At 58.3% G+C, this 23,797-nt stretch carries 30 protein-coding genes and 1 tRNA gene; 16 read left to right on the top strand and 15 right to left on the bottom strand.

The window, feature by feature from the left end; translation table 11 throughout:
• Positions 1-7: 7 nt before the first annotated feature.
• The 5 genes from ACR0B8_RS02680 to nthA form a co-directional block, all read right to left on the bottom strand.
• Positions 8-250, bottom strand: a complete 243-nt coding sequence (locus tag ACR0B8_RS02680) for a DUF2842 domain-containing protein (protein WP_170357820.1) — start codon at positions 248-250, stop codon at positions 8-10.
• Positions 250-1,545, bottom strand: a complete 1,296-nt coding sequence (locus tag ACR0B8_RS02675; protein ID WP_170357818.1) for an adenylosuccinate synthase — start codon at positions 1,543-1,545, stop codon at positions 250-252. Before ACR0B8_RS02675 ends, ACR0B8_RS02680 begins: the two co-directional genes overlap by 1 nt.
• Positions 1,546-1,759: 214 nt before the next feature.
• Positions 1,760-2,098 carry a nitrile hydratase accessory protein gene (locus tag ACR0B8_RS02670; protein WP_170348283.1) on the bottom strand — a complete coding sequence of 113 codons (339 nt, stop codon included), beginning with the start codon at positions 2,096-2,098 and terminating at the stop codon, positions 1,760-1,762.
• Positions 2,095-2,772, bottom strand: a complete 678-nt coding sequence (gene nthB, locus ACR0B8_RS02665) for a nitrile hydratase subunit beta (protein ID WP_226688612.1) — start codon at positions 2,770-2,772, stop codon at positions 2,095-2,097. Before nthB ends, ACR0B8_RS02670 begins: the two co-directional genes overlap by 4 nt.
• Positions 2,769-3,383: a nitrile hydratase subunit alpha gene (gene nthA / locus ACR0B8_RS02660; RefSeq protein WP_170374743.1), complete on the bottom strand. Its 615-nt coding sequence runs from the start codon at positions 3,381-3,383 to the stop codon at positions 2,769-2,771. The genes nthB and nthA overlap by 4 nt, the downstream gene beginning before the upstream one ends.
• A 150-nt stretch (positions 3,384-3,533) precedes the next feature.
• Here nthA and secG point away from each other — a divergent pair, with 150 nt between their 5' ends.
• The 10 genes from secG (at position 3,534) to ACR0B8_RS02610 (ending at position 11,768) form a co-directional block, all read left to right on the top strand.
• Entirely contained in the window at positions 3,534-3,899 is a 366-nt protein-coding gene (secG, locus tag ACR0B8_RS02655) for a preprotein translocase subunit SecG (protein WP_170464308.1), read from the top strand.
• A 159-nt stretch (positions 3,900-4,058) separates the two neighbouring features.
• A complete protein-coding gene (locus ACR0B8_RS02650; RefSeq protein WP_170357814.1) occupies positions 4,059-5,702 on the top strand; it encodes a CTP synthase in 1,644 nt (547 codons plus the stop codon).
• Positions 5,703-5,803: 101 nt separating this feature from the next.
• Complete coding sequence (locus ACR0B8_RS02645; protein WP_170357813.1) at positions 5,804-6,577, top strand: isocitrate lyase/PEP mutase family protein; 774 nt, start codon at positions 5,804-5,806, stop codon at positions 6,575-6,577.
• 121 nt (positions 6,578-6,698) lie between these two features.
• Positions 6,699-7,148: a tellurite resistance TerB family protein gene (locus tag ACR0B8_RS02640; RefSeq protein WP_170348277.1), complete on the top strand. Its 450-nt coding sequence runs from the start codon at positions 6,699-6,701 to the stop codon at positions 7,146-7,148.
• Positions 7,149-7,168: 20 nt separating this feature from the next.
• Positions 7,169-7,606, top strand: coding sequence for a tellurite resistance TerB family protein (locus ACR0B8_RS02635; RefSeq protein WP_170348276.1), 438 nt, complete (start codon positions 7,169-7,171; stop codon positions 7,604-7,606).
• The gene (locus ACR0B8_RS02630) at positions 7,603-8,343 is read left to right on the top strand and encodes a phosphate/phosphite/phosphonate ABC transporter substrate-binding protein (protein WP_170357812.1); all 741 of its coding nucleotides are present in this window, start codon (positions 7,603-7,605) and stop codon (positions 8,341-8,343) included. The genes ACR0B8_RS02635 and ACR0B8_RS02630 overlap by 4 nt, the downstream gene beginning before the upstream one ends.
• A gap of 137 nt (positions 8,344-8,480) precedes the next feature.
• The gene (locus ACR0B8_RS02625) at positions 8,481-9,257 is read left to right on the top strand and encodes an ABC transporter ATP-binding protein (RefSeq protein WP_170357811.1); all 777 of its coding nucleotides are present in this window, start codon (positions 8,481-8,483) and stop codon (positions 9,255-9,257) included.
• 34 nt (positions 9,258-9,291) lie between these two features.
• A complete protein-coding gene (locus ACR0B8_RS02620) occupies positions 9,292-10,005 on the top strand; it encodes a transporter substrate-binding domain-containing protein (protein WP_170348273.1) in 714 nt (237 codons plus the stop codon).
• Positions 10,006-10,077: 72 nt separating this feature from the next.
• Positions 10,078-10,965 (top strand): ABC transporter permease, encoded by an 888-nt coding sequence (locus tag ACR0B8_RS02615; RefSeq protein WP_170349373.1) that lies wholly within the window; start codon positions 10,078-10,080, stop codon positions 10,963-10,965.
• Positions 10,962-11,768, top strand: a complete 807-nt coding sequence (locus tag ACR0B8_RS02610; RefSeq protein WP_170348272.1) for an ABC transporter permease — start codon at positions 10,962-10,964, stop codon at positions 11,766-11,768. The genes ACR0B8_RS02615 and ACR0B8_RS02610 overlap by 4 nt, the downstream gene beginning before the upstream one ends.
• A 104-nt stretch (positions 11,769-11,872) precedes the next feature.
• Here ACR0B8_RS02610 and ACR0B8_RS02605 read toward each other — a convergent pair.
• Positions 11,873-11,949 (bottom strand) — tRNA-His (locus tag ACR0B8_RS02605).
• 47 nt (positions 11,950-11,996) lie between these two features.
• Positions 11,997-12,479, bottom strand: coding sequence for a GNAT family N-acetyltransferase (locus ACR0B8_RS02600; protein ID WP_226688613.1), 483 nt, complete (start codon positions 12,477-12,479; stop codon positions 11,997-11,999).
• 77 nt (positions 12,480-12,556) lie between these two features.
• On the opposite strand from ACR0B8_RS02600, the gene ACR0B8_RS02595 reads away from it, so the two are divergent.
• The gene (locus ACR0B8_RS02595) at positions 12,557-12,745 is read left to right on the top strand and encodes a DUF6324 family protein (RefSeq protein ID WP_226688614.1); all 189 of its coding nucleotides are present in this window, start codon (positions 12,557-12,559) and stop codon (positions 12,743-12,745) included.
• 4 nt (positions 12,746-12,749) lie between these two features.
• Here the strand turns inward: ACR0B8_RS02595 and ACR0B8_RS02590 are convergent, their stop codons facing one another.
• The gene (locus ACR0B8_RS02590; RefSeq protein WP_170348269.1) at positions 12,750-13,181 is read right to left on the bottom strand and encodes an MmcB family DNA repair protein; all 432 of its coding nucleotides are present in this window, start codon (positions 13,179-13,181) and stop codon (positions 12,750-12,752) included.
• A gap of 115 nt (positions 13,182-13,296) precedes the next feature.
• Here ACR0B8_RS02590 and ACR0B8_RS02585 point away from each other — a divergent pair, with 115 nt between their 5' ends.
• Positions 13,297-13,617 (top strand): ArsR/SmtB family transcription factor, encoded by a 321-nt coding sequence (locus tag ACR0B8_RS02585; protein ID WP_170348268.1) that lies wholly within the window; start codon positions 13,297-13,299, stop codon positions 13,615-13,617.
• A complete protein-coding gene (locus ACR0B8_RS02580; protein WP_170348267.1) occupies positions 13,614-14,039 on the top strand; it encodes an SRPBCC family protein in 426 nt (141 codons plus the stop codon). The genes ACR0B8_RS02585 and ACR0B8_RS02580 overlap by 4 nt, the downstream gene beginning before the upstream one ends.
• A gap of 216 nt (positions 14,040-14,255) precedes the next feature.
• On the opposite strand, the gene ACR0B8_RS02575 is transcribed toward ACR0B8_RS02580, so the two are convergent.
• The 5 genes from ACR0B8_RS02575 to ACR0B8_RS02555 form a co-directional block, all read right to left on the bottom strand.
• The gene (locus ACR0B8_RS02575) at positions 14,256-14,561 is read right to left on the bottom strand and encodes a hypothetical protein (RefSeq protein ID WP_170348266.1); all 306 of its coding nucleotides are present in this window, start codon (positions 14,559-14,561) and stop codon (positions 14,256-14,258) included.
• Between the two features lie 59 nt (positions 14,562-14,620).
• Positions 14,621-15,103: a transcription antitermination factor NusB gene (gene nusB / locus ACR0B8_RS02570; protein ID WP_170357808.1), complete on the bottom strand. Its 483-nt coding sequence runs from the start codon at positions 15,101-15,103 to the stop codon at positions 14,621-14,623.
• Positions 15,100-15,651 (bottom strand): 6,7-dimethyl-8-ribityllumazine synthase, encoded by a 552-nt coding sequence (locus ACR0B8_RS02565; protein WP_170357807.1) that lies wholly within the window; start codon positions 15,649-15,651, stop codon positions 15,100-15,102. The genes nusB and ACR0B8_RS02565 overlap by 4 nt, the downstream gene beginning before the upstream one ends.
• 2 nt (positions 15,652-15,653) lie before the next feature.
• Positions 15,654-16,775 (bottom strand): 3,4-dihydroxy-2-butanone-4-phosphate synthase, encoded by a 1,122-nt coding sequence (ribB, locus tag ACR0B8_RS02560; RefSeq protein WP_170348263.1) that lies wholly within the window; start codon positions 16,773-16,775, stop codon positions 15,654-15,656.
• Between the two features lie 102 nt (positions 16,776-16,877).
• A complete protein-coding gene (locus ACR0B8_RS02555) occupies positions 16,878-17,465 on the bottom strand; it encodes a riboflavin synthase (protein WP_170357806.1) in 588 nt (195 codons plus the stop codon).
• Between the two features lie 138 nt (positions 17,466-17,603).
• Here ACR0B8_RS02555 and ACR0B8_RS02550 point away from each other — a divergent pair, with 138 nt between their 5' ends.
• The 3 genes from ACR0B8_RS02550 to ACR0B8_RS02540 all read left to right on the top strand — a co-directional run bounded on the left by ACR0B8_RS02550 (position 17,604) and on the right by ACR0B8_RS02540 (position 22,125).
• Positions 17,604-18,902: a capsule biosynthesis protein gene (locus tag ACR0B8_RS02550; protein WP_170348261.1), complete on the top strand. Its 1,299-nt coding sequence runs from the start codon at positions 17,604-17,606 to the stop codon at positions 18,900-18,902.
• A gap of 92 nt (positions 18,903-18,994) precedes the next feature.
• On the top strand, positions 18,995-20,125 hold the full coding sequence (locus ACR0B8_RS02545) for a polysaccharide biosynthesis/export family protein (RefSeq protein WP_170357805.1): 1,131 nt from the start codon (positions 18,995-18,997) through the stop codon (positions 20,123-20,125).
• Positions 20,125-22,125, top strand: a complete 2,001-nt coding sequence (locus ACR0B8_RS02540) for a capsular polysaccharide biosynthesis protein (RefSeq protein ID WP_226688616.1) — start codon at positions 20,125-20,127, stop codon at positions 22,123-22,125. Before ACR0B8_RS02545 ends, ACR0B8_RS02540 begins: the two co-directional genes overlap by 1 nt.
• On the opposite strand, the gene ribD is transcribed toward ACR0B8_RS02540, so the two are convergent.
• Entirely contained in the window at positions 22,122-23,222 is a 1,101-nt protein-coding gene (ribD, locus tag ACR0B8_RS02535; RefSeq protein ID WP_226688617.1) for a bifunctional diaminohydroxyphosphoribosylaminopyrimidine deaminase/5-amino-6-(5-phosphoribosylamino)uracil reductase RibD, read from the bottom strand. The two genes, ACR0B8_RS02540 and ribD, sit on opposite strands and share 4 nt — an antisense overlap.
• The gene (nrdR, locus tag ACR0B8_RS02530) at positions 23,219-23,689 is read right to left on the bottom strand and encodes a transcriptional regulator NrdR (RefSeq protein ID WP_005983889.1); all 471 of its coding nucleotides are present in this window, start codon (positions 23,687-23,689) and stop codon (positions 23,219-23,221) included. The genes ribD and nrdR overlap by 4 nt, the downstream gene beginning before the upstream one ends.
• Between the last annotated feature and the right edge of the window lie 108 nt (positions 23,690-23,797).

Below are 23,797 nucleotides of genomic sequence, written 5' to 3'. Positions count from 1 at the left end.
CCGGTGATCAATCTGAGTTTTGCTCTGGGTCTTCTTTGCCAACACCCTTGAAGACAAATTTGAACGGCAACGCCCACACGATGCCCAAACCAACATAGACCAGCAGTTCCAACCAGATGGGTGGACGGTCGAGCCAGCTCACTACCGTCACAACCGCCACGATATAGATAGGAAGCCCAATCAACAGCAGCACCAGCGACCAACGCCGCCGGGCCTTGTAGCTCAGGCCGGATTTGCCGTGATCGCTCATCAGTCGGCAAACGGGTCGGTCACCAGAATGGTGTCGTCCCGCTCCGGACTGGTAGACAGAAGGGCTACGGGACACTCGATCAGCTCTTCAACGCGACGTACGTATTTGATCGCGTTGGCAGGCAGATCGGCCCAGCTGCGTGCGCCTTCGGTGGATTCACTCCACCCCGGCATTTCTTCGTAGATGGGTTTGCAGCGCGCTTGTTGATCAGCTGCAGTAGGCAGATAGTCCAGACGCTCGCCATCCAGCTCATACCCCACGCAGATTTTCAGTGTTTCAAACCCGTCCAGCACGTCCAGCTTGGTCAGCGAGATGCCGTTCACACCGCTGGTCGCACAAGTCTGGCGTACTAGGCAGGCATCGAACCAGCCACAGCGACGCTTACGCCCGGTGGTTGTGCCGAATTCGTGTCCACGTTCGCCAAGGCGTTGACCGTCCGCGTCATCCAATTCGGTCGGGAACGGTCCTTCACCCACGCGGGTCGTATAGGCTTTGACGATACCGAGAACGAAATCAATCGACCCTGGACCGATACCCACACCAGTCGCCGCCTGCCCCGCGATCACATTGGACGAGGTCACATACGGATAGGTGCCAAAATCAATATCCAGCAACGCGCCTTGCGCCCCTTCAAAAAGGATACGCTTACCAGCTTTGCGCTTTTCGTTCAGCACCTTCCAGACCGGAGCGGCAAACGGAAGAATTTGCGGCGCGATCTCTTTCAATTGGGCGATCAGCGCGTCCCGGTCAACGGGCTCGATCCCAAGCCCTTTGCGCAGCGGGTCGTGGTGTTGCAGCGCACGATCCACGCGCGCCTCAAGCGTGGCTTCATCAGCAAGATCGGCAACACGAACAGAGCGGCGGCCCACTTTGTCTTCGTAAGCCGGCCCAATGCCGCGACCAGTGGTCCCGATCTTGGTGCCCTTGCTGGCAGCTTCTTCGCGCGCACGGTCCAGCTCGCCATGGATTGGCAGGATCAGCGGCGTGTTCTCGGCAATCATCAGAGTCTCGGGCGAGATATCGACACCTTGCGCCCGAATGGTTCCGATTTCCTTGATCAGGTGCCACGGGTCCAGCACAACACCATTGCCAATGACACTCAGCTTACCGCCCCGCACGACGCCTGAAGGCAACGCATGCAGCTTGTAAACTTCACCATCAATGACCAGCGTATGACCGGCATTATGCCCGCCTTGAAAACGCGCGATCACGTCTGCCCGTTCGCTGAGCCAGTCGACGATCTTGCCTTTTCCTTCGTCGCCCCACTGGGCGCCGACAACAACCACATTGGCCATATCCGGTCCTTTTGCGCTGAATTATCAAACTCGGCTCATATAGCGGGGTCAAAGCGGCAGGGAAACCGGTAATTCGCCGCAGTTCAGAACCGCGCAATGTGCGGTGCCTCCGGCGGGGATAGTTTCGGCCAGATTAAGTATGGCTCCCCTGTTCATCCGGCCTCAAATATCTTGGAGGAGTCGCCCAGAACAGGCGGCGGGGGCAGCGCCCCTCCTATTCGCCTGCCGCCAAATGCACCGGTTGACCGTGTGGCGTCGTCAAATAAGCCTCTTCCCAAGCATTTCTCATGCGTTGAATGTCACCTGGTAACGTCGAACCTTGTTCGACCAACAATTGCTCCAAGTTCTCCAGCCACGCGTGAAAATAATCATTCCCGCCATCCAGTTCCTTGTCCAACCCGTGCAATTTCAAAGTATGCGAAAATCGATCGGCCCAATCTGACCACTCGAATTGTCCAGCTTCGTTCAATGCAACTGTCAGGGCGAAGACCTGCGCATGCCAGGGTTCGGCAAAAACCGGCTCTGGTGCGGAATGGGTTGTACAGGTGCTCATACGGGCTCCAGATAGCTTTGCCACAAGTCCAGAACGACCTCGTCCTTGGGATGCTCCGGGTCAGCCCATAACTCGGACGCGGCAAACGCCACCGCATAAAGGGGCTCTGGTGCCTCGCCCAAACCATGTGCATTTGAATCTGGCAACACATGCGTACCGTGCAGCCGCAAAATTCGGCCATTTGCACCCGATGCATAGATTGGCAGTCGCGTATGGCCGCCATTCACCAGGCGATTGGCAGCGGGATCCACAGTTCGGACATTCTGCCCGACCTCAAACTGTATCGGCACGTCCGAAGCCCGATCTGCTGGCCCGCCTTTGGCCAAGGCTCCCGAGACGGTCCCGGCTTTCAGAGCACGGGCTACCAAAGGGTGTGGGTCGTCGGTGCCTGCGCCCGACAAATCATCCAAGGTCAGCACCCCCTTTTCGACCAGCAGGTCGGCCAGACCGGATATCCACTTTTCATAGTAAGAGAACCGTGCGTAGTCCTTGGGCGACAGCCTTTCGCGCGCGTGGCGCGAGACGTCAATATTCCATTGCCCCAGAAACCCGGCCGCCAGCGTCACGGCCAAGGCACGACCATGCCAGTCCTCGGCAAAGACCGGGGCGCTTTCGGCCTCGGGCGTAACCGGACCGTCCCCAAACCGACCACCCATATCATGAACACGGGTCATGACGGCACCTTAGGCAGGCCCGTGCCAATCATGCTGTCACGGGTAACAAGCGCAGCAAGGTCCTCTTCACCTAGCCCTTCTGAGCCTTCCGGACGCATGGGAAGCACGAGGTAGCGAATCTCTGCGGTCGAATCCCATACCCGCACGGATGATTCTGGCGTCAATTCGACACCGAATTCGGCCAAGACCTTGCGCGGCTCACGTACCGCTCGAGCGCGGTAGGCGTCGGACTTGTACCAACCCGGTGGAATACCCAGCAAAGGCCACGGGTAGCAGCTGCATAGGGTACAAACGACCATGTTGTGCTGTTCCGGCGTATTCTCGACCACTACGATATGTTCGCCCTGCCGCCCGTAAAACCCAAGATCAGCGACAACAGACGTCGCGTCTGCAAGCAGGGCTTGCTTGAACGCAGAATCGCCCCACGCCTTGGCGACAACGCGCGCGCCATTCTGTGGACCGATCTTGTTTTGATACGTGTCGATAATCTCATCCAGCGCCACCGGGTCGATCAGACCCTTACGGGTCAGAATCGTCTCAAGCGCTTTAACTCGAAGCGCGGGATCGGGCGGCAACAGGGCGTGCGGGTGGTCGTGATCGTCATGAGGCATGGCCGCAGCCTGCGTTACGTATCATCTGCCTGTCCAGTCCCTTTGCTGTGATCTGGAATATCACCGTTCGTGATGCCAACTCATCCCTTGCCCCCGAAGGCAAACTTGCATAAGTACCACGCGATACACGCCACGCTGTACAGGAACACCATGGAAAACGTCGTTCTCATCATCCACCTCCTCTTGGCCCTGGGCCTGATTGCCGTTGTTCTGATGCAGCGGTCCGAAGGCGGTGGCCTTGGTATGGGCGGTGGTGGCGGTGGCGCCATGACAGGTCGCGCGGCAGCGACCGCTTTGGGCAAGGTGACCTGGATTCTGGCAGCCTGCTTTATCGTGACCTCGATCACGCTGACCATTTTGGCGGCTCAGAAGTCTTCGGGCAGCTCGGTTATCGACCGTTTGGGCGTTCCGGCACCTGCGCCAACCGAAGAAAGCACCCCGGCGGTTCCGTCGGCGGATGATCTGCTGCCCCCGGCGCAGGGCGACAACGCGCCTCTGATTCCTCAGGCCAACTGATCCACAAAACCTAGAAATCTGAAAGAGAGCTGCAACAGCATCTTGCGGTTCTCTTGCGCTATTGGCGCGAATCCTTTATACGTGAAGTCCCGTGATGCAGCGGTTTTTCGGAACCGTCGGGCAGCTGATTTTGACGTCTCACGGGAGCAGCCGAAAAACATGGCGCGTTTTATTTTCATCACTGGTGGTGTGGTTTCGTCCTTGGGCAAAGGGCTGGCTTCGGCGGCTCTGGGTGCCCTGTTGCAAGCCCGGGGATACTCGGTGCGTTTACGCAAGTTGGACCCCTATCTGAACGTTGACCCTGGCACGATGTCGCCCTTCGAACATGGCGAAGTATTCGTCACTGATGACGGGGCTGAGACTGATCTGGACCTGGGCCACTATGAGCGTTTCACTGGCGTGGCGGCCCGCAAAACCGACTCGGTCAGCTCGGGCCGGATTTATTCCAACGTGCTGGAAAAAGAACGTCGCGGCGACTACCTTGGCAAGACCATTCAGGTGATCCCTCACGTCACTAACGAGATCAAGGATTTCATCGCGATCGGCGAGGATGAAGTTGATTTCATGCTGTGTGAAATCGGTGGCACCGTCGGCGATATCGAGGGTCTGCCCTTTTTTGAAGCCATCCGTCAGTTTAGCCAGGACAAGCCCCGTGGTCAGTGCCTGTTCATGCACCTGACCTTGCTGCCCTACATCAAGGCGTCTGGCGAATTGAAAACCAAACCGACGCAACACTCGGTCAAAGAGCTGCGCTCGATCGGTTTGGCACCCGATATTCTGGTCTGCCGGTCCGAGGGCCCGATCCCGACCAAGGAACGCGAAAAGCTGGCGTTGTTCTGCAACGTGCGCCCCGACAGCGTGATTGCGGCGCAGGACCTTTCCACCATTTACGACGCCCCGCTGGCTTATCACCGCGAAGGTTTGGATCAGGCCGTACTGGACGCGTTCCAGATCAGCCCGGCCCCTAAACCCGATCTGACCAAATGGGAAGACGTCAGCGACCGCATCCACAACGCCGAGGGCGAAGTTAAGGTTGCCATCGTGGGCAAATACACTCAACTGGAAGACGCCTATAAGTCGATTGCCGAGGCGCTGACCCACGGCGGCATGGCCAACCGGGTCAAGGTCCAAGTCGAATGGGTGGATGCCGAAGTTTTCGATACAGAAGACGCCGCCCCCCATCTGGAAGGCTTCCACGCGATCCTTGTGCCAGGCGGATTTGGCGAGCGCGGCACCGAAGGCAAAATCAAGGCAGCGCAATATGCGCGCGAACACAAAGTGCCGTATCTGGGCATCTGTCTGGGCATGCAGATGGCCGTGATCGAGGCTGCGCGAAATGCGGCGGGGATCACCGAAGCCGGGTCCGAGGAATTCGACCACGAGGCCGGGAAAAAGCGTTTCGAGCCGGTAGTTTATCACCTGAAAGAATGGGTGCAGGGCAATCACAAAGTCGAACGTAAAGTCGGCGACGATAAAGGCGGCACCATGCGTTTGGGCGCCTATGACGCGGTACTAGCCGAAGGCTCGAAAGTGGCCGAGGTGTACGGTGGCACCAATATCGAAGAACGCCACCGCCACCGTTACGAAGTAGACATCAAATACCGCGAAAAGCTGGAAAAGGCGGGCCTGAACTTTTCGGGCATGTCACCGGACGGACGTTTGCCCGAGATCGTTGAATGGTCAGATCACCCTTGGTTCATCGGCGTGCAATATCACCCCGAACTGAAATCCAAACCGTTTGACCCGCACCCCTTGTTCCGCGACTTTGTGCGCGCAGCCAAGGACAGCTCGCGGCTGGTTTGACCTCGAACAAATCACTGTATTGTGTTGGTCGGCGCGAAACATCTTTACGCGCCGACTATTTGCACGGTTAACTGCCGCCATAGCAGCGACAGGAGACCGGCATGACCAACCAGATTACCCAAGCAGAAGAATTCGCCGCCCTACACAAAAAGGGCGAGCCGGTCATCCTGTACAACATCTGGGATGCGGGCAGCGCCGGGGCTGTCCGCGATGCGGGGGCCAAGGCAATTGCGACTGGCAGCGCGCCGGTTGCGATGGCGCAAGGGTTCGGGGACGGGCAGAAAATCTCACTGGATGCTGCCCTGGACAATGCACGCCGGATCGTTGCCGCGGTGGATCTTCCCGTGACGCTGGATTTCGAAGGCGCCTATGCTGAGGATGTGCTAAGCGTCGCCGCCAATGTTCAACTTGCGCTGCAGACCGGTGTCATCGGCTTTAACTTTGAAGACCAAATCGTTGGCACCAGCGACCTCTACGACATCGAAACGCAGGAAGCACGCGTCCAGGCAATGCGCGAAGGCTGCGATGCTGCCGGCATCCCGGCCTTCATCAATGCCCGCACGGATATCTTCCTGAAAGCCAAGCCCGACACTCATGATAATTCGATGCTGGACGATGCGATCGCACGGGCCAAGGCCTATGCCGATGCCGGGGCCAGCGGGTTCTTTGCGCCGGGTCTCAAAGACGAAGGGCTGATCGCTCGGCTCTGCGAATCGACCGAGTTGCCCGTCAACATTATTGCCCTTCCCGGCACCCCCGATACGACCACTCTGGCGTCGCTGGGCGTGGCGCGGGTCAGCTATGGCCCTGTCCCCTATCGGCAGATGCTGGGCTGGCTGCAAGAGCAGGCAAAACAGGCGCTTCAGGCGGGTTGATCCATCCGCAGGTGGATCGCGCTCAGCGTGTTTCTGCCAAATCCGACAGTCTTGCGACCATTCTGCCTATGACGGGTGGTCTGTGCTTGGCGGCCCACAAAATATGGAATAACCTGAGCGCATGTTGAAGAAGTTCTTTCAGGCTTTTCGCCCACCGCAGCACGATAAACTGCCCGATCCGGATGCCGAGCTGGCCCTGGGTGCGCTTATGGTGCGTGTGGCGCAGGCGGATCGTGACTATAAGCTTGAGGAAATCAGCCTGATCGACCGCATCCTTGCGCGGCTCTATCAACACAATGCGATCGAAGCTGCCAAGGTTCGCGCGACCTGCGAAAAGCTGCACGCCGCCGCACCTGAGACGGACACATTCGGCAAGCTGATCCGCGAAACCACCGACCTTCATGAACGCCTTGCCGCGTTGGACGCCCTGTGGGAGGTCGTTCTGGCCGATGGCGATACAGACGAAGGTGAGATTAAGATTGTGGAAGAGGCACGCATCGCCATGGGCCTTAGCTTCAATGACAGCCAGACTGCTCGCGAGCGAGTTCAAAGAAGCTTGGAAGAGCATTAAGCCCCATCTATATCTAACCCATGTTTAGTGATTTCCTGTCCCGGCTGACACAGCCCGCCCCCGACCCGCTTGCCGATGATGACGCCCGTCTGGCCTTGACGGCCCTGCTGGTGCGCATCGCCAGGTCCGACAACGACTATGCCGATACCGAGATGGCCCGAATCGACAAGATTTCAGCCGAACGTTATGGCCTGTCCCCGTTCGAGGCCGCCGCCCTGCGCGCCCGGGCCGAAGACCTAGAGTCTGAGGCCCCCGACACGGTCCGTTTTACCCGCGCGATCAAAGAGGCCGTGGCCTATGACGACCGTCTGGCCGTGGTGCAGGCGATGTGGTCCGTCGCTTTGGCCGACGGACAGCGCTCGGGCGAAGAGGATTCGCTGTTGCGGCTGGTGGTCAGCCTGCTGGGCGTCAGTGACGTAGATTCCGCCCTGGCACGTCAAAAGGCCGCCAAGTCGTGATCGCGATGCTGGGCATGTATGACATGCCCGCATTACAGCCTGCGAATGATCGGTTATGGGCGTTGATTCGCGATCACCTGGGCTTTGGCCCGGATCAGCTAACGCGAGACACCGATTTCTGGGATGTCTGGCAACACCCCGACCTGACCTTTGCGCAGACCTGCGGCATGCCTTACCGCACCCGCCTACATGGCAACGTACAGCTGGTCGGCACCCCGGACTATGGGCTTGAGGGGTGCCCGCCCGGTTATTATCGCTCCGTTTTTGTGGCCCGAAAAAATGACCCGCGCGATCTGTACGGACTTTCGAACGGCACGTTTGCCTATAACGAGGGCCTGTCACAATCGGGGTGGGCTGCGCCAATGGTTCATCTAGAGGCGCTCAACCTGTGCCCCAAAACCATACTTGAAACCGGTGGGCATGCCCTTTCTGCCGACGCTGTGGCCGATGGCCAGGCTGATTTCGCGGCGTTGGATGCATTGACCTGGGAATTGCTCAAGACGCATTCCGACCTTGGCGCGTCCCTACGCGAGGTTGGAACGACGCCGCCGACGCCCGCCCTACCCTATATTACGGCCATCGGGCAGGATGCGCCAGGTATCGCCCGCGCTGTTCGCGCAGCAATTGACGACCTGAACCCACAAGATCGCGACCTGCTGCATCTTCGCGGCCTGATAACCATCCCTGCCGAGAACTATTTGTCAGTCCCCAATCCGGTCCGAGATTGTGCCATCTGACCCAATCGGTGATCATTTTGGTCAGTACGTTTGGTCAATTTGACGGTTTCAGCACCCGATGATGTCAATTGCGCATTGCATTGCCCCGATTTTTGCGCCCTATTACCGCACCAACACCGACAACACATGGGCCACCCGTGACAGATTCCACTCCCGTTATCGAAATCAAAAACCTCCACAAAAGTTTCGGCCATCTCGAGGTGCTGAAAGGGGTCGATATTACGGCAAGACGCGGGGATGTGGTTTCGCTTATCGGATCGTCCGGGTCAGGCAAATCCACACTGTTACGCTGCTGTAACCTTTTGGAAGACAGCCAGCAGGGCGAAATTCTGTTCAAGGGTGAACCCGTACGCTGGGCCGGTGACCTTCACCATCGCCGCCCCGCCGACCCAAAACAGGTGATGCGCATCCGCACCAACCTGTCGATGGTGTTTCAACAGTTTAACCTGTGGGCTCATATGACCATCCTGCAAAACGTGATGGAGGCCCCGGTAACCGTTCTGGGCCGCGACCCGAAAGAGGTCGAGGATAGCGCCCGAAAATACCTGGCGAAGGTTGGCATTGGCGATAAGTGCGATGTCTACCCGGCGCAGCTTTCGGGCGGTCAGCAACAGCGCGCAGCCATCGCCCGCGGCCTGTGTATGGAGCCCGAGGCGCTGTTGTTCGACGAACCCACTTCGGCACTGGACCCAGAACTGGAACAGGAAGTGATCAAGGTGATCAAGGATTTGGCCGCCGAAGGGCGCACCATGATCATCGTGACCCACGACATGAAAATGGCGGCCGACATCTCAAGCCACGTCGTGTTCCTGCATCAGGGCCTGATCGAAGAAGAGGGCCTGCCAGAAGATATCTTTACGTCCCCCGAATCCGAACGGCTTCGGGGCTTTCTATCCGCCACTCAGGCGGCTTAACTTCAGGACAGAAAACAAAACTGGGGAGTATCCAATGAAAAAACTGATTCTGACTACTGCAGCACTGGCGCTTGGCGCTGGTATGGCCATGGCAGACACCATCCGCCTGGGCACCGAGGGTGCCTATGCACCGTGGAATTTCGTCAATGACGCGGGCGAGATCGACGGGTTCGAGCGTGAGCTGGGCGATGAGCTGTGCAAGCGTGCCGACCTGGAATGCGAATGGGTCAAGAACGATTGGGATTCGATCATTCCGAACCTGGTGTCGGGCAACTACGATGCGATCATCGCGGGTATGTCGATCACTGATGAGCGTGACGAAGTCATCGACTTCACCCACAACTACACGCCGCCGGATCCGTCGGCCTATATCGCCATGTCCGATGGCGTTGATCTGGCAGGCGGCGTGATCGCGGCGCAGACCGGTACCATTCAGGCCGGTTACGTTGCTGATTCCGGCGCAACTCTGGTTGAGTTCGCAAGCCCGGAAGAAACCATTGCCGCCGTACGCGGTGGTGAAGCGGATGCAGTTCTGGCAGACAAATCCTTCCTGGTGCCTTTCACCGAAGATGGCTCGGGTCTAGTCTTTGTTGGCGACGAAGTTCCGCTGGGCGGTGGCGTCGGCATGGGTATCCGTGAATCCGACGGTGAGTTGAAAGAAAAGTTCAACACCGCCATCCAGTCCATGAAGGACGACGGCAGCCTGAACGAGCTGATCACCAAGTGGGAAGTGTCCTCGACCTTCTGACCTTACATTCAGCGGCGCGCCTGATCTTTGGGCGCGCCGCCCATGCGCCCTTGCCAGTCAAAGAGGCCCGCCATTTTCTCGTTCTGCACTGATCCCGAAACACTCGGCACGTTCCGCTGGTTCTCGTGTTATCTGACCAACGGTGTGCATTGGGTGTTCTACCTGTCCTTCTTCAAGGTCTTGCTGTTGCTGGCCATTACGGCGCCGGTCGCGCTGGGTTTTGGGTTTTTGGGCGCTATGGCGGCTCGGTCGCATTTCTTGCCGCTCAGCCTGCTGGGCAAAGGTTATATCGCCGTCGTGCGCGGTGTGCCGGATATTGCCTTCTTCATGTTCTTCGTGATCGCACTGGATCAAGCGTTCGAATGGACTCGTCATCAAATATTGTGCCCGGAATGGACTGATCCGATCCGGCAGGGCAATGACTTTATCGTCTGTCAGGCCGCCAAGCTGCCGCTTGGCACTGCCCCCGAATGGGTACACGAAACTTACGGCTTCTTTCTGGCCGTCATCACATTCTCAATCGTTTTCGGCGCCTTTGCCGCCAACGTACTATTTGGCGGTATGCGTGCTGTCCCACGTGCTCAGCTGGAAACGGCCGAGGCCTATGGCATGACCCGCCGCCAGACTTTCTGGCGCATTCTGGTGCCACAAATGTGGGTATACGCCCTGCCCGGCCTGTCAAACCTGTGGATGGTACTGATCAAGGCTACACCGCTGCTGTTCCTGCTGGGCATCGAAGATATCGTTTATTGGGCGCGCGAGCTGGGTGGGTACAAGAACCCGAAATTCACCCAATACCCGCATGGCGACTGGCGCATGTGGTACTTCCTAGCCCTTCTGGTGTTCTACCTGGGCATGACTCGCGTCTCGGAGATCGGTCTTGAACGGCTGATGCGCCGCCTGTCCCACGGTCAGGCGACCTCGGGCGGAGAGCTGCTGCGCAAGGAGACCACCGCATGAGCTGCTTGCAAACGATCCAGGATTACGGCCTGCGCTCGATCGGGATTGGCGAACGTCTGTTGCCACGAAACGATTTCACCCTGTGCGAACAGTTTACCCTGATCGGCTCGGGCATGATCTGGAACATCTATTTCGGGATCATGGCGCTGGTGACCGGGTTCTTTCTGGCCACCGCGCTTGCCATGGGCAAGGCTTCCACGAATAAGTGGCTGCGCAAACCGGCAGAGTGGTTCATCTTCTTGTTCCGAGGCTCACCGCTGTTTATCCAGTTCTTCTTCGCCTATTTCTTCTTCCTGTCGCTGAAGCAGAGCTATCCGTTCCTCGACGCGCTCACCTCGGCCTGGCTTGGCGCGCTGATCGTGCTGTTCTTCAACACCGCCGCTTATTCCGGCGAGATCTTCTATGGCGCGCTGCGGTCGATCCCCAAGGGTGATATCGAGGCTGCTGATGCCTATGGCATGACGGGCTGGGCACGGTTCCGCCGCATCGTGTGGCCAACCATGCTGCGGCTGGCCTGGCCTGCCTATACGAACGAGGCGATCTTCCTGTTCCATGCCACTACGCTGGTGTTCTTCTCGGCCTTCCCGGTCTGGCAGCAACGTGGCGATGCGCTGTACTACGCGGGCTATTTTGCGGACAAAACATTCAACCCGTTCATCCCCTACCCGATTCTGGCCTTCTACTTTATCCTGCTGACCCTCGTGGTCATCTGGAGCTTTGGTCGCGTGAATAAGCACTTGAACCGACATTTGCCCGCAGAAAAGCGGAGCAAAATGAAGCTGAAACTGAACCTGGCGCGCTAATCACAGGCACGCCAGCCGTCAAATCTGCCAACAAATACAGCAAAATCAGTCACTGCTCCAAGCAGCACATTTTGCACGTTTTTTTCAGACTATATTGAGGGAGATGGTACCGCCTCCCTGGCTTGAACAGGGGACCTCTGGATCCACAATCCAGCGCTCTAACCAACTGAGCTAAGGCGGCACTCGTGAGGGGCGATGTACCGAACGCGTCCAAGGAATGCAAGGGGATTAAAGCCGAATTTTCCAGCTTTGTTCGACAAGATCGACACCAAAGGAATGCACTGGCTTACTGTCCAGCAACTGCCATCCATTCGCACGATACAGCGTACAGGCCGCCCTGTGGCTTTCGTGGGTCCAAAGCCGCATTTCCGCGTACCCTGCATTACGCGCATAGCCCATGCATGTGTCCAGCATGCGCTTTCCCAACCCCCTCCCCCGTGCTTCGGGCAGCAACAGAAAGAGCCGTAGTTTTGCAGTTTGTTCGTCCATTGTGACGCAGAATATGCTGCCAAGTCTTTGGCCGTCGCTTTCCGCTATCCAGCCGCGTTCACACGTCGGATCATGGCTGGCCACAAAATCCTCCAGAATGCTCTGCACCAAAGCGCCGAACGAGGAATCAAACCCCTCGTCGCGCGCATAATACCGGCCGTGCTGCTCTACTAGCCAGGGTGCATCAGTGGCGCGAAAGGGTCTGATCTGAATATTCTCCATACCTCATCAGACCGCAAAGGCAGCTTGATTCTCAACCCTTTGCGCGTTAGCACGAACACCTAGTCCCGGAGGCGAACATGGGCATCAATACCGAACGCGACATTCAGGCAAACCTGCAGATCGGGCCCACTGATCACGGCATGGTGCGGTTATTCATCGAGGCAGACAACCTCGAAATCCCAATGGATTTCGACCCCGAAGAGGCCGAGGAAATCGCGGATGAAATTCGCGCTGCTGCTCAGGCCGCGCGCGCTGTCCAAAGCTAATCGCTTAAATCCTGGGATCACGTAGCGCTTGCAACCTGCGCGCCGCGTCGGTTGCGAATTTCTGGATCATCTTCTTGCGCCGCGCCGGTGCAACCTTGTCTTCCGGCGCCATGCGCACAATCTCGGCGTCATAAGCGTCGGCGATGATCAGACCGGTTTCCGCAGGAAGCAGATCGGTTGGAAAGTCGATATCGACGGCCCAGAAGAATCGATCACACCACTCCAGATAGCCCTGCCATTTGGAATCGGACTGATAATCCGCCCGGCTGGATTTACATTCGATCACCCAAAGCTCGCCCTTGGGGCCCAGCCCCATAACATCGACGCGCAGCCCACGCATCGGTACGAATTCTTCAACTGAAACAAAACCATGCGCCGACAAATGGCGGGCCACGCCGCGGGCCAGCTTTTGTCCGGGTTGCAGATCGAGTGTCATTTTAGAAATGTGAACAATTAGTGAACAAAAATCAAGAACCACTTCAGGCTTGACACGATACCATTTGGTACTGCATTTAATATGATACCAAAAGGTATTACGAATGGTGAAGCACATGCAGCCTCAAACCCAAAACGCATTTCGTGCGCTGGCCGACCCTACCCGCCGGGACATCGTTCAGATGCTCGCCGCGCAGGACATGACCATCGCTCAATTGACCGAACGGTTCGACATGACCCGCGCCGCCGTCAAAAAGCATCTGACTGTCTTGTCGGATGGCGGTCTGATCTCGGTCGAGACACGCGGGCGGGAACGTATCAACCGACTGGAACCAATGGGGATGGCCCCTGTTCTCGACTGGTTCAGCTATTTCGACCAGTTCTGGGACGACCGCCTGAACAAACTGAAAGAAGCCATTGAAAGGAAAGACACATGACACATACCGTTCTGCAAAAAACGATCTTTCTACGGGCCGAGCCCACAACCGTCTGGGCCTATTTGACGGACCCGGACCGTCTGGCCGAATGGTTTCACAAACCCGAACGCCCGCTGGCCGCCGGACAAAAGCTTGAGATGTTCGGAACAACCAGTGGTGATCTGTTGATCTGGGGAGAAGTGCGCGTTGCACGCCCACCGGAGTACCTGGAATACACATTCACCGTCAAACCCATGGGGGACGCCGTCAGCGTGGTGAAATGGACGCTCGAACCCGTTTCGGGCGGTACACGGCTTGCGTTGCAACACGAAGGGCTGCCTCAGAGTGCCGAAGCCTTCGGTCTGATCCTGTCGCTCGATAGCGGCTGGGATGAGCATTTCGTCAAAATGCGCACCGCCCTGCACGAAACAGTCGATGCCTGACCCCTTGTGCAAACCCGCCGCAACCCCTACTTAGGCGCGTGGCGGGTTCTGCCCTTCTTGTGATAGGTAGCATTCTGGTGGCCTTAAGCAATTCCGAGGGGGCTGGCTCTGTTCAGGTCCTGGCCTGATTACCTGGCGCCCACCTGTACATACAGGTCCTCGGGAATCACACCGCACGGTTGACTGGCGGTCCCGCCACATTTTTCTGAAGCAAAATTACTTCGGCGCAGGCGCGTTCTGTTGAACTGCAACAGGTTCAAAGCTGTGTACGACGGGTGAGCCACGACGCGGACCACCCGGTTTCTCTGCCAAGCTCATGATGGAATAGGCAAATTGAACACCTGCGAAGACAATGCCGTTCATGAACCAGATCATGAACAGCGCTATCAGACCGATATCCGAACCGCTGATCAAACCGCGCAAATTGGCCACGTTAAGCGCCAACAACACCCCGACAAAGATGGCCGAGATGACAAATCCCCAGATAACCTGAGTGATGTACAATCGGATCAGTTTGGGCATGGCGGACCTCATTGCGCTTGTACAGTCAGTTTAGCGCGTGTCTGACCATGGTAAAGGCGTCAGAACGCCTCGGGCTGGGCCTCGCGCGCCATGTGATCCAGCACGGCGTTGACGAATTTTGGCTCTTTGCCTTCCGGGAAAAAGGCACGGGCTACATCGACGAACTCGGTAATGACGACTTTGGGCGGAGTGTCGCCCTGAGTCAGCTCGGCCCCGGCGGCACGGAACGTGGCGCGCAAAGTCGGGTCGATGCGCGCAATGGGCCATTTGGCGACCAACGCGCGGTCGGTCATCTGGTCAATGGGCGCCTGATAGTTCACGGCGTCCTCGACCAGTTTGCGGAACACGCGGATATCGCCGTCCAACATCTCTTCGCCCTCGTAGACAGCGCCGAACCGGTGATCCAGAAACTCACTCACAACCTGTTCGGTCGTCTGACCCGACTGCTCCATCTGGAACAGAGCCTGCACGGCATAAAGCCGGGCGGCGGATTTCATCAGGCGTTTCTGGTTGGCCGGTTTCGGCGCATCTGTCTGGGTCATGCTGTCGTGGGTCCGTTGCTGTCGCCCGCCACAAGGATGGACTCGGACGGGGGCTTGAAGCCAACGCCCTTTTGTGAGGCGCCCCACTTACGGCTGAGCGCGATCAGATGCAAGGCCGCAGCGGCAGCCCCGCCACCTTTATTCATCTTTTCTGGATTTGCGCGGACTTCGGCCTGATCGTCATTTTCCACCGTCAGAATACCATTGCCGATGAGCAGACCTTGCAAACCCATCAGTTGGATGGCGCGACTGGAGTCATTGCACACCGTTTCATAATGCGTGGTCTCGCCACGAATGACGCAGCCCAGCGCGACGTAACCGTCGAAATTGCACTGACGGTCCGCCATAGCGATGGCGGTCGGGATTTCCAACGCGCCGGGTACTTCGACCACGTCACAAGTACCACCAGCCGCTTCGATCTCGGCTTTTGCACCGGCTACCAGATTGTCGGCGACAGCGCGATAGAACGGGGCGACCACAATCAGCAGTTTCGCCGGTTTGTCGAAGGTTGGTGTCGGCAGGACGCCGTGTTTGTCTTGTTCAGCCACGATCAGTCATCCTTAAGGATTGAGCGGGTGCCGACGATGGACAGGCCAAAAGCGTCGAGCCCCAGGTATACGGTTTCCGGCGAATCTGTCAGAAGTACCAACTCCTGGATACCCATCTTGGACAGGATTTGCGCGCCCAGGCCGGTTTGCTTGATGGTGCGCGGGCCTTCATCCTCGACCGCGTAAAGCGAGTTGCGCGGCTGACGGAACAGGCACACCACGCCGCGGCCCTCTTCGGCGATCTTTTCCATTGCCCGCGGTAGTTCGCGAGAGGATTTCGGGCCCAGACCCAGAATATCGGGTGCTTCGTGCAGGGCGTGTGTGCGGGTGAGCACCGGGTCGGGTGTGGTGATGTCACCTTTGATCATGACGACATGTTCGATGCCGTGGGTCTGATCGGTGAAAATACGCAGCTCCCACTCTCCGCCATATTCCGAGGTAACAGTTTCGCGCGATGTTTCGACCACCAGATTGTCATTGCGAGACCGATACGCAATCAGGTCGCTGATCGTGCCGATCTTCATGTCATGTTCTTTGGCGAATTCGACCAGATCAGGCAGACGCGCCATGGTGCCGTCAGCCTTCATGATCTCACAGATCACGCCCGAAGGGTTCAGCCCAGCCAGACGCGAGATATCCACGGCGGCCTCGGTGTGGCCCGCACGGACCAGCACCCCGCCGCGCTTGGCGCGCAGGGGAAAGATGTGGCCGGGGGTGGCGATATGCGCCATCGTGTTCTGTTCGTTAATCGCAGTGGCGACCGTCAATGCCCTGTCAGCGGCGGAAATGCCGGTCGACACGCCCTCACGCGCTTCAATCGAAACGGTGAATGCAGTTTCGTGTCGGGATGAGTTGTTCACTGCCATCATCGGCAGTTCAAGGGCGTCCACCCGTTCGGCCGTCATCGGCAGGCAGATCAGCCCGCGCCCATGTGTGGCCATAAAGTTGATCGCGTCGGCATCGGCAAACTCGGCGGGGATCACCAGATCGCCTTCGTTTTCACGATCCTCGTGGTCGACCAGAATATACATCCGGCCCTTGCGCGCCTCGTCGATGATGTCTTCGATCGGGCTGATCGCGTCGCGCAGCTGGGCTTCGACGGGTCCTGGGGTTTCAAAGCTCATGAGGCAGCCTTTCACAGAGCATGTTTGACCCGGTGGATAGACTACCAGACGGTCAAAGGCCAGAGCACTTGCGGCACCAGGCAATCCCGGCGCGACGTAGTTTCAGGACATTTCGGCCAGGCGCGCGACGTAGCGGGCCAGTGTGTCGATCTCAAGGTTCACCTTGTCACCAACCCCTACATCACCCCAGGTTGTGACTTCCTTGGTGTGGGGGATGAAATTGATGCCGAAATCACAATCATCCACATCGTTGACGGTCAGCGAGGTTCCATTCAATGCAACCGAACCTTTTGGCGCGATAAACCGGGCCAGTTCTTTGGGGGCACGCAAGGTGACGCGCGTGCTGTCGCCTTCGTCCTGCACGGCGACCACCTCGGCCACACCGTCCACGTGACCTGAAACGATATGACCGCCCAGCTCATCCCCGACTTTCAGGGCGCGCTCCAGATTGACGCGCTTACCGACCTGCCAACTGTCCAGATTGGTTTTCGAAACCGTCTCAGCGCTGATCTGCACGTCATACCAATCATCGCCCAGCGCGATCACGGTCAGGCACACGCCATCACTGGCGATCGAGGCGCCGATATCAATTCCCGCCGTGTCGTAATCCGTTTTGATCCGGGCCCGCAGATCGCCCTGCTGATCCAGCTCGGTGACTGTGCCGATATCGGTGACGATCCCTGTAAACATTCTGCTAACCCTCAGCTCTTAACCTGATCCAGTGTTCCAAGCCGAGGTAAGCGCAAGCGGCGTGACGGGCAAGCCCCACCTTGCCGGGAAAGGTCGAAACAGGCATAATTTCCTGAACAAAAGGCAAGAGCAGTAGTGATGTCACCCGAAGCCAAAGGCCTGAACCGCCGTGTTTTCCTGTTTTTGCAGGGACCGCATGGCCCGTTTTTCAACGGGCTCGGGCGTATGCTGCGCTCTACGGGGGCCGAGGTTTGGCGCGTAGGGTTCAACGCCGGGGATCAGGCGTTCTGGTTTGACAAGGCCTCGTACATCCCATTCCTCGACACGCCCGAGCTTTGGCCAGACAGGTTGTCTGAGTTGATCGCAGATCGCGAAATCACGGATATTGTCCTGTACGGCGACACGCGCCCAATTCACGCCAGCGCCGTTAAGATTGCTCAAGCCAACGGCGTCACGGTTCACGTGTTTGAGGAAGGTTACCTACGCCCCTGGTGGGTAACGTATGAGCGGTTCGGCTCAAACGGAAACTCACGCCTGATGTCTTTGGGCGTCGATCAGATGCGACATGCACTGAATCAGTCGACAGCGCAGACACCACCGCCACCTTCGCATTGGGGGGATATGCGGCAGCACATCTTTTATGGGGCGCTCTATCATTGGTTTGTATTGTTTCGGAACCGACGTTATCGAAACTTCCGGCGGCATCGCGACCTACCTGTATCAAAGGAATTTAGCTTGTATTTCAAGCGGCTGGCACTGATGCCGTTTCACCGGCTTCAGCGCCGCTGGGCCACAGCGCGCGTTCTGGGGAGCAGTCACCCTTACCATCTGGCGCTGCTGCAACTGGGGCATGACAGCTCGGTTCAATCCCATTCGGACTATTCCTGCATGTCCGACTTTCTTGCGGATGTAATCCGTGGTTTTGCCAACGGCGCGCCCGCGCATCATCGGTTGGTGGTGAAAGAACATCCGCTGGAAAACCACCGCGAACCACTTCGCCACCGTGTGTATGCGCTGGCTCAAGCGCATGGAATTGCGGATCGCGTGCATTATGTGCCCGGCGGCAAGCTCGCCAAGCTTCTGGATGGTGCGAGTTCTGCCGTGACGATCAATTCTACTGCCGGGCAGCAGGTTTTGTGGCGTGGCATCCCGCTGCGCATCTTTGGCAAATCGGTCTATGACAAACCCGAATTCGTATCGCGCCAACCATTGGCGGCGTTCTTTGCCGGCCCGATGCCCCCGGATCAGGATGCCTATCAGACCTATCGCCGGTTTTTGTTGAAAACGAGTCAGGTGCCCGGAGGATTCTATTCCCGCCGGGGCCGCAGGCAGCTTTTGCGTGGCGTGGCGGATATGATGCTGAACGCCGCAGACCCCTATCAATCCGTCCTGTCCCACAAAGAGGCGCAGACGCCACAGTTAAAGCTTGTTGAGTAAAACTGGCCGGTTGGCGCTAGAAGTTATCGCGCGAACCGGGTAGCCTGCGCCCAACAAAAGACCATAACAAAAACGACCGAGGATTACCGGCAGTGCAGCGCTTTCCAATCCGATGGATACGGGGGATATCCCTTGTGACCGCAATTGGCCTGTTGGCCGGGTGTCAACTTCCGAAATCAGGGCCCAACAAGTCCGAAATTTTGGCGGGCTCCACGGAAAAAGGCGGCAATGCTTTTGTGGTCGAAGTTGATGACCGCGTCGCAAAGGCCACTTCGGCCATCCCTCAATACGGGTTTTCGTCCTCTTTTCGCAGTGCGCAACGCCTGGCGGCAGACACTGTTCGCCCCGGTGACGTCCTTGGCTTGACGGTTTGGGAAAACGTCGATGACGGCTTGCTGTCCGGTGAAATAAGCTCCTCCACTATCCTAGAACAGATACAGGTCGACAGCGACGGTTTCATCTTTGTGCCGTATGCCGGACGCATCCGGGCCTCGGGCAACACGCCCGAGCAACTGCGCCAACTGATCACCAGCGAATTGCAGGAACAAACACCTGATCCGCAAGTCGAAGTCCGCCGTGTGGCGGGGGATGGTGCTACAGTATCACTCAGCGGTGAGATTGGGGCAGCGGGCATTTATCCAATCGAACGGCCAAGCCGTACCCTGTCCGGAATGCTGTCGCAGGCCGGCGGCGTTGTCGTGGGTTCGGACATCGCGCTGGTGACGCTGATCCGCGGAAATGACCGCGGGACGGTGTGGTATGACGATCTGGTGCGCAATCCCCAGTTGGACGTCGCGCTGCGCGGCGGAGACCGCATTCTCGTCGAAGCTGACAGCCGTTCCTACATCGCGCTTGGGGCCACCGGGCAGTCGCGCGTGGCATTCGACACACAAGACCTTTCGGCGCTTGAAGCTCTGGCGCAAGTGGGCGGCTTGCAATCCCTGTCCTCGGACCCGACCGGTATTTTCGTACTACGTAAGGAACGGCAGGACATCGCGCGCAACGTCATGGGGCGCCAGGATTTGCAGGGGGATCAGCGCATGATCTATCTGCTGAACCTGACCGCGCCCAATGGATTGTTCGTCGCTCGGGACTTCGTCATCCGTGACGACGACACTATCTATGTGACCGAAGCCCCTTATGCGCAGTGGAGCAAATCGATCTCTCTGATCGCCGGTGGACTGACACCGGTTGCAAACGTCGCCACGCTGACGGGCGGCTGATGCAACTTGACCCAACAGCCGGAGCACAACGGACCCGGTTGCTTGTCTATAACGGTGGTTTCCTGACCCAACGCCGCATACGGCGCATCCTACACCTCAAGGGTTACGACATCCGGCTGGGTCTTCCCCGCGACGGAGACGTAGTGGGTGTTTGGGGCAACAGCCCAACTGCGCATCGCGGCATTAGCATCGCGGCCCGACACAACGCACCGATTCTGCGTGTCGAAGACGCCTTTTTGCGCTCGTTACATCCTGGGCGGACGGGTGAGCCGCCGCTGGGTTTGTTGCTTGATCGGTCGGGGGTTCATTTCGATCCTGCGCAGCCTTCGGATCTTGAAACCCTACTGGCCACGCATCCGCTGGACGATACCGCCCTGCTGAACCGGGCCCGGTATGGGACCGAAAGGATGCGCAAATTGCACCTCAGCAAGTATTCTGCCGTCGATCCCACCCTGCCCCCACCTGAACCGGGTTACGTTCTAGTGGTCGATCAGGCGCGAGATGATGCGTCGGTCGCGGCCAGCGCGGGTGATGACGCACGCTTCCGCGAGATGCTGGTCATGGCACAAGAGGAAAACCCCGGTGCCCGTGTCCTGATCAAGACACATCCCGAAACCGTTGCCGGACACCGCAGCGGGTATTACTCGGATCAAGATATGACCGACCGGGTTTCGTTTGTAACCGAGCCCATCAGCCCATGGACCCTGCTAGAGGGTGCGGTCGGCGTCTACACTCTGTCATCGCAGCTGGGCTTTGAGGCTATAATGGCTGGCCACAAGCCGCGTGTCTTTGGCCAGCCATTCTATGCCGGATGGGGGCTGACACAAGATGAGGTCTATTTCCCTCGCCGCCAGCGCAACCTGACCCGCGCACAGTTATTTGCCGCAGCAATGATCCTCTATCCTACATGGTACGACCCATACCGGGATCAGCTGTGCGAGTTGGAAACTGTGCTGGACACGCTTGAGGCGCAAACGAGGGCGTGGCGTCAGGATCATAAGGGGTGGACAGCGTCCGGCATGCGGCTGTGGAAGCGCAAACACCTGCAAGAGATGTTCGGTCGCGAAAAGAAGATTCGCTTCACTCCGACCCCGCCCGATATACCCGACTGCCCGCATATGGTTTGGGCCAACCACGCCCGTGATGCGGAAGACGCGATCAGGATCGAGGACGGTTTTCTGAGATCCCGCGGGCTTGGCGCCAATCTGGTGCCGCCCCTGTCTTTGGCAACGGACGACCTGGGCATCTACTACGACCCGACACATCCAAGCCGGTTGGAGGAATTGATCACCGCACGTGAAACCCTGCGCCCGGATCAGGAATTGCGGGCCGAACGGTTGGTGGCGCAGATCGTTTCGGGCCAACTCAGCAAATACAATACCGGCGGAGCGCCCCCGGAACTGCCCGAAGGGCATCGCATTCTGGTTCCGGGTCAGGTCGAGGATGATGCCTCAATCCTGCTTGGCACTACGACTGTCCACACAAACACCGACTTGCTGAGGGCCGCGCGTGAGGCGAACCCAAATGCGATCCTGATCTATAAGCCGCATCCTGATGTCGAGGCCGGACTACGCGAAGGGTCGATTGACGACGAAAGTCTCGCCGACGTGATCGCCACAGACACCGATCCAGCCGCGTTGCTGGCCCAAACACACGAAGTCTGGACGATGACCTCTTTGCTTGGGTTCGAGGCCCTGTTGCGCGGGGTCCGTGTGACCACGCTTGGGGCCCCGTTTTATGCTGGGTGGGGGTTGACGAACGATCTGGGAACGGTACCGGCGCGACGTGGCGCAAGACCGTCCATCTTGGGTTTGGTTCATGCCGCGTTGATCGATTATCCACGATACCTCGATCCGCTTACCAGTTTGCCCTGCCCTGTCGAAGTCGCGTTGCAACGCCTGACAGAGGGCAATGAACGAAAGAGCAGTATATCTCTGCGCTTGTTATCGAAACTGCAAGGCGCGCTTGCCACGCACGCTCGCCTATGGCGTCGCCGCTAACGCAGCGCCCTCGCCCAGCGATGCAAAACATCCGGCCCGATGGCGCGGGTTTCGATCAGGTCAAACCGGGGGGCCGCGTCCAACTTGTCCAGCCCCATTGACCCAATGGCGGGCAAGCCTTCGGCACCAATTGTCAGCCCCGCGCTAAAGCCCACCAGCTCATCCACCAGATCATCGGCCAGCAAGGACGCCGCAAGCGCTGACCCGCCTTCGCAGAAAACGCGCGTCAACCCGGCCTGCCCAAGTTGTTGTAACAGGTCAGCGGCATCTATGTGATGTTCCTGCAGCGCACAGGGGATCAGACGTGCGCCCAGCCCCTCCCACGCGCGGGCCCGATCGGCATCAGGGGACGGGCCATGGCATAACCAAACCGGTATCTCAGCAGCCGTACGTGCCAATTGCCCCATCAGCGGAATATCCATGTGGCGTGACACTACCACTCGCACTGGCTGCGCCTCGACCCCCAGATCGCGAACAGTCAGTGACGGATCATCAGCCCTCGCTGTACCTGCTCCGACTATCACCGCATCATGACGCGCGCGCATCGCGTGGACCGCCCGCCGCGCTTTCGGCCCCGTAATCCACTTGCTGTGACCGGTCGATGTGGCAATGCGCCCGTCAAAACTGCTGGCCAGTTTGAGCGTCACAAACGGGCGCCCCTGTTCCGTCTTCAGGAAAAACCCCGCATGTTCGCGCGCAGCTTGTTCCGCCAAAACACCGGTGGTGACCTCAATCCCAGCCTCGCGCAACATGGCAAACCCCTGCCCTGCGACGCGCGGATCGCTATCCTCAATCGCGGAAACCACCCGCGACACACCTGCCTTGATAAGCGCCTCGGCGCATGGCGGTGTTTGACCGTGATGAGAACAAGGTTCCAGTGAGACATACGCAGTTGCCCCTCGCGCGGCCTCGCCCGCTTGGGCCAACGCCTGGGTTTCACCATGCGGTCGACCACCAGGTTGGGTCCAGCCACGCCCGACGATCCGACCGTCGCGCACGATAACACACCCTACCGCAGGGTTGGGCCAACACGTGCCCTGACCGCGCTGCCCCAATGACAAGGCCAGCGCCATATATCGCTTATCTGTTTCGCTCACTCGTCCGTCGAAGGCTGCGGCGGGCGCAGTTCGTGGACAAACTCCTCGAAGTCATCGGCCGCCTGGAAATTCTTGTATACACTCGCAAAGCGAACATAAGCCACGGTGTCGATCCGCGCCAGAGCTTCCATAACGATCTCACCGATCTTGCTGGACGGGATATCGGTTTCACCCATGCTTTCCAGACGGCGGACAATGCCCGAAATCATCTGGTCGATCCGGTCGGGATCAATGGGGCGTTTCTGCATCGAAATGCGGATCGAACGTTCCAGCTTATCCCGGTCGAAATCCTCTCGTTTTCCGTTGGTTTTGATCACCACCAGATCGCGCAATTGTACACGTTCATATGTGGTAAAACGCCCCCCACAAGCGGGACAAAACCGACGTCTGCGGATCGCGACGTGATCCTCTGCCGGGCGTGAATCTTTGACCTGAGTGTCGATATTACCGCAAAACGGGCAGCGCATTCGCCCTCTCCTCGTCCCTTGTTCCGCTTCTTATTGTAAGCGCAGTGGCTTAGTTATCCACAACTATAGGGCAGCCGCTAGGATTTGGGTAGTCGGAAATTTTAACCG

The sequence above is a fragment of the Ruegeria sp. BH6 genome, from assembly GCF_056538105.1.
Note: the sequence above shows the minus strand (reverse complement) of the source record. Positions and strands in the feature narration are given on the sequence as shown.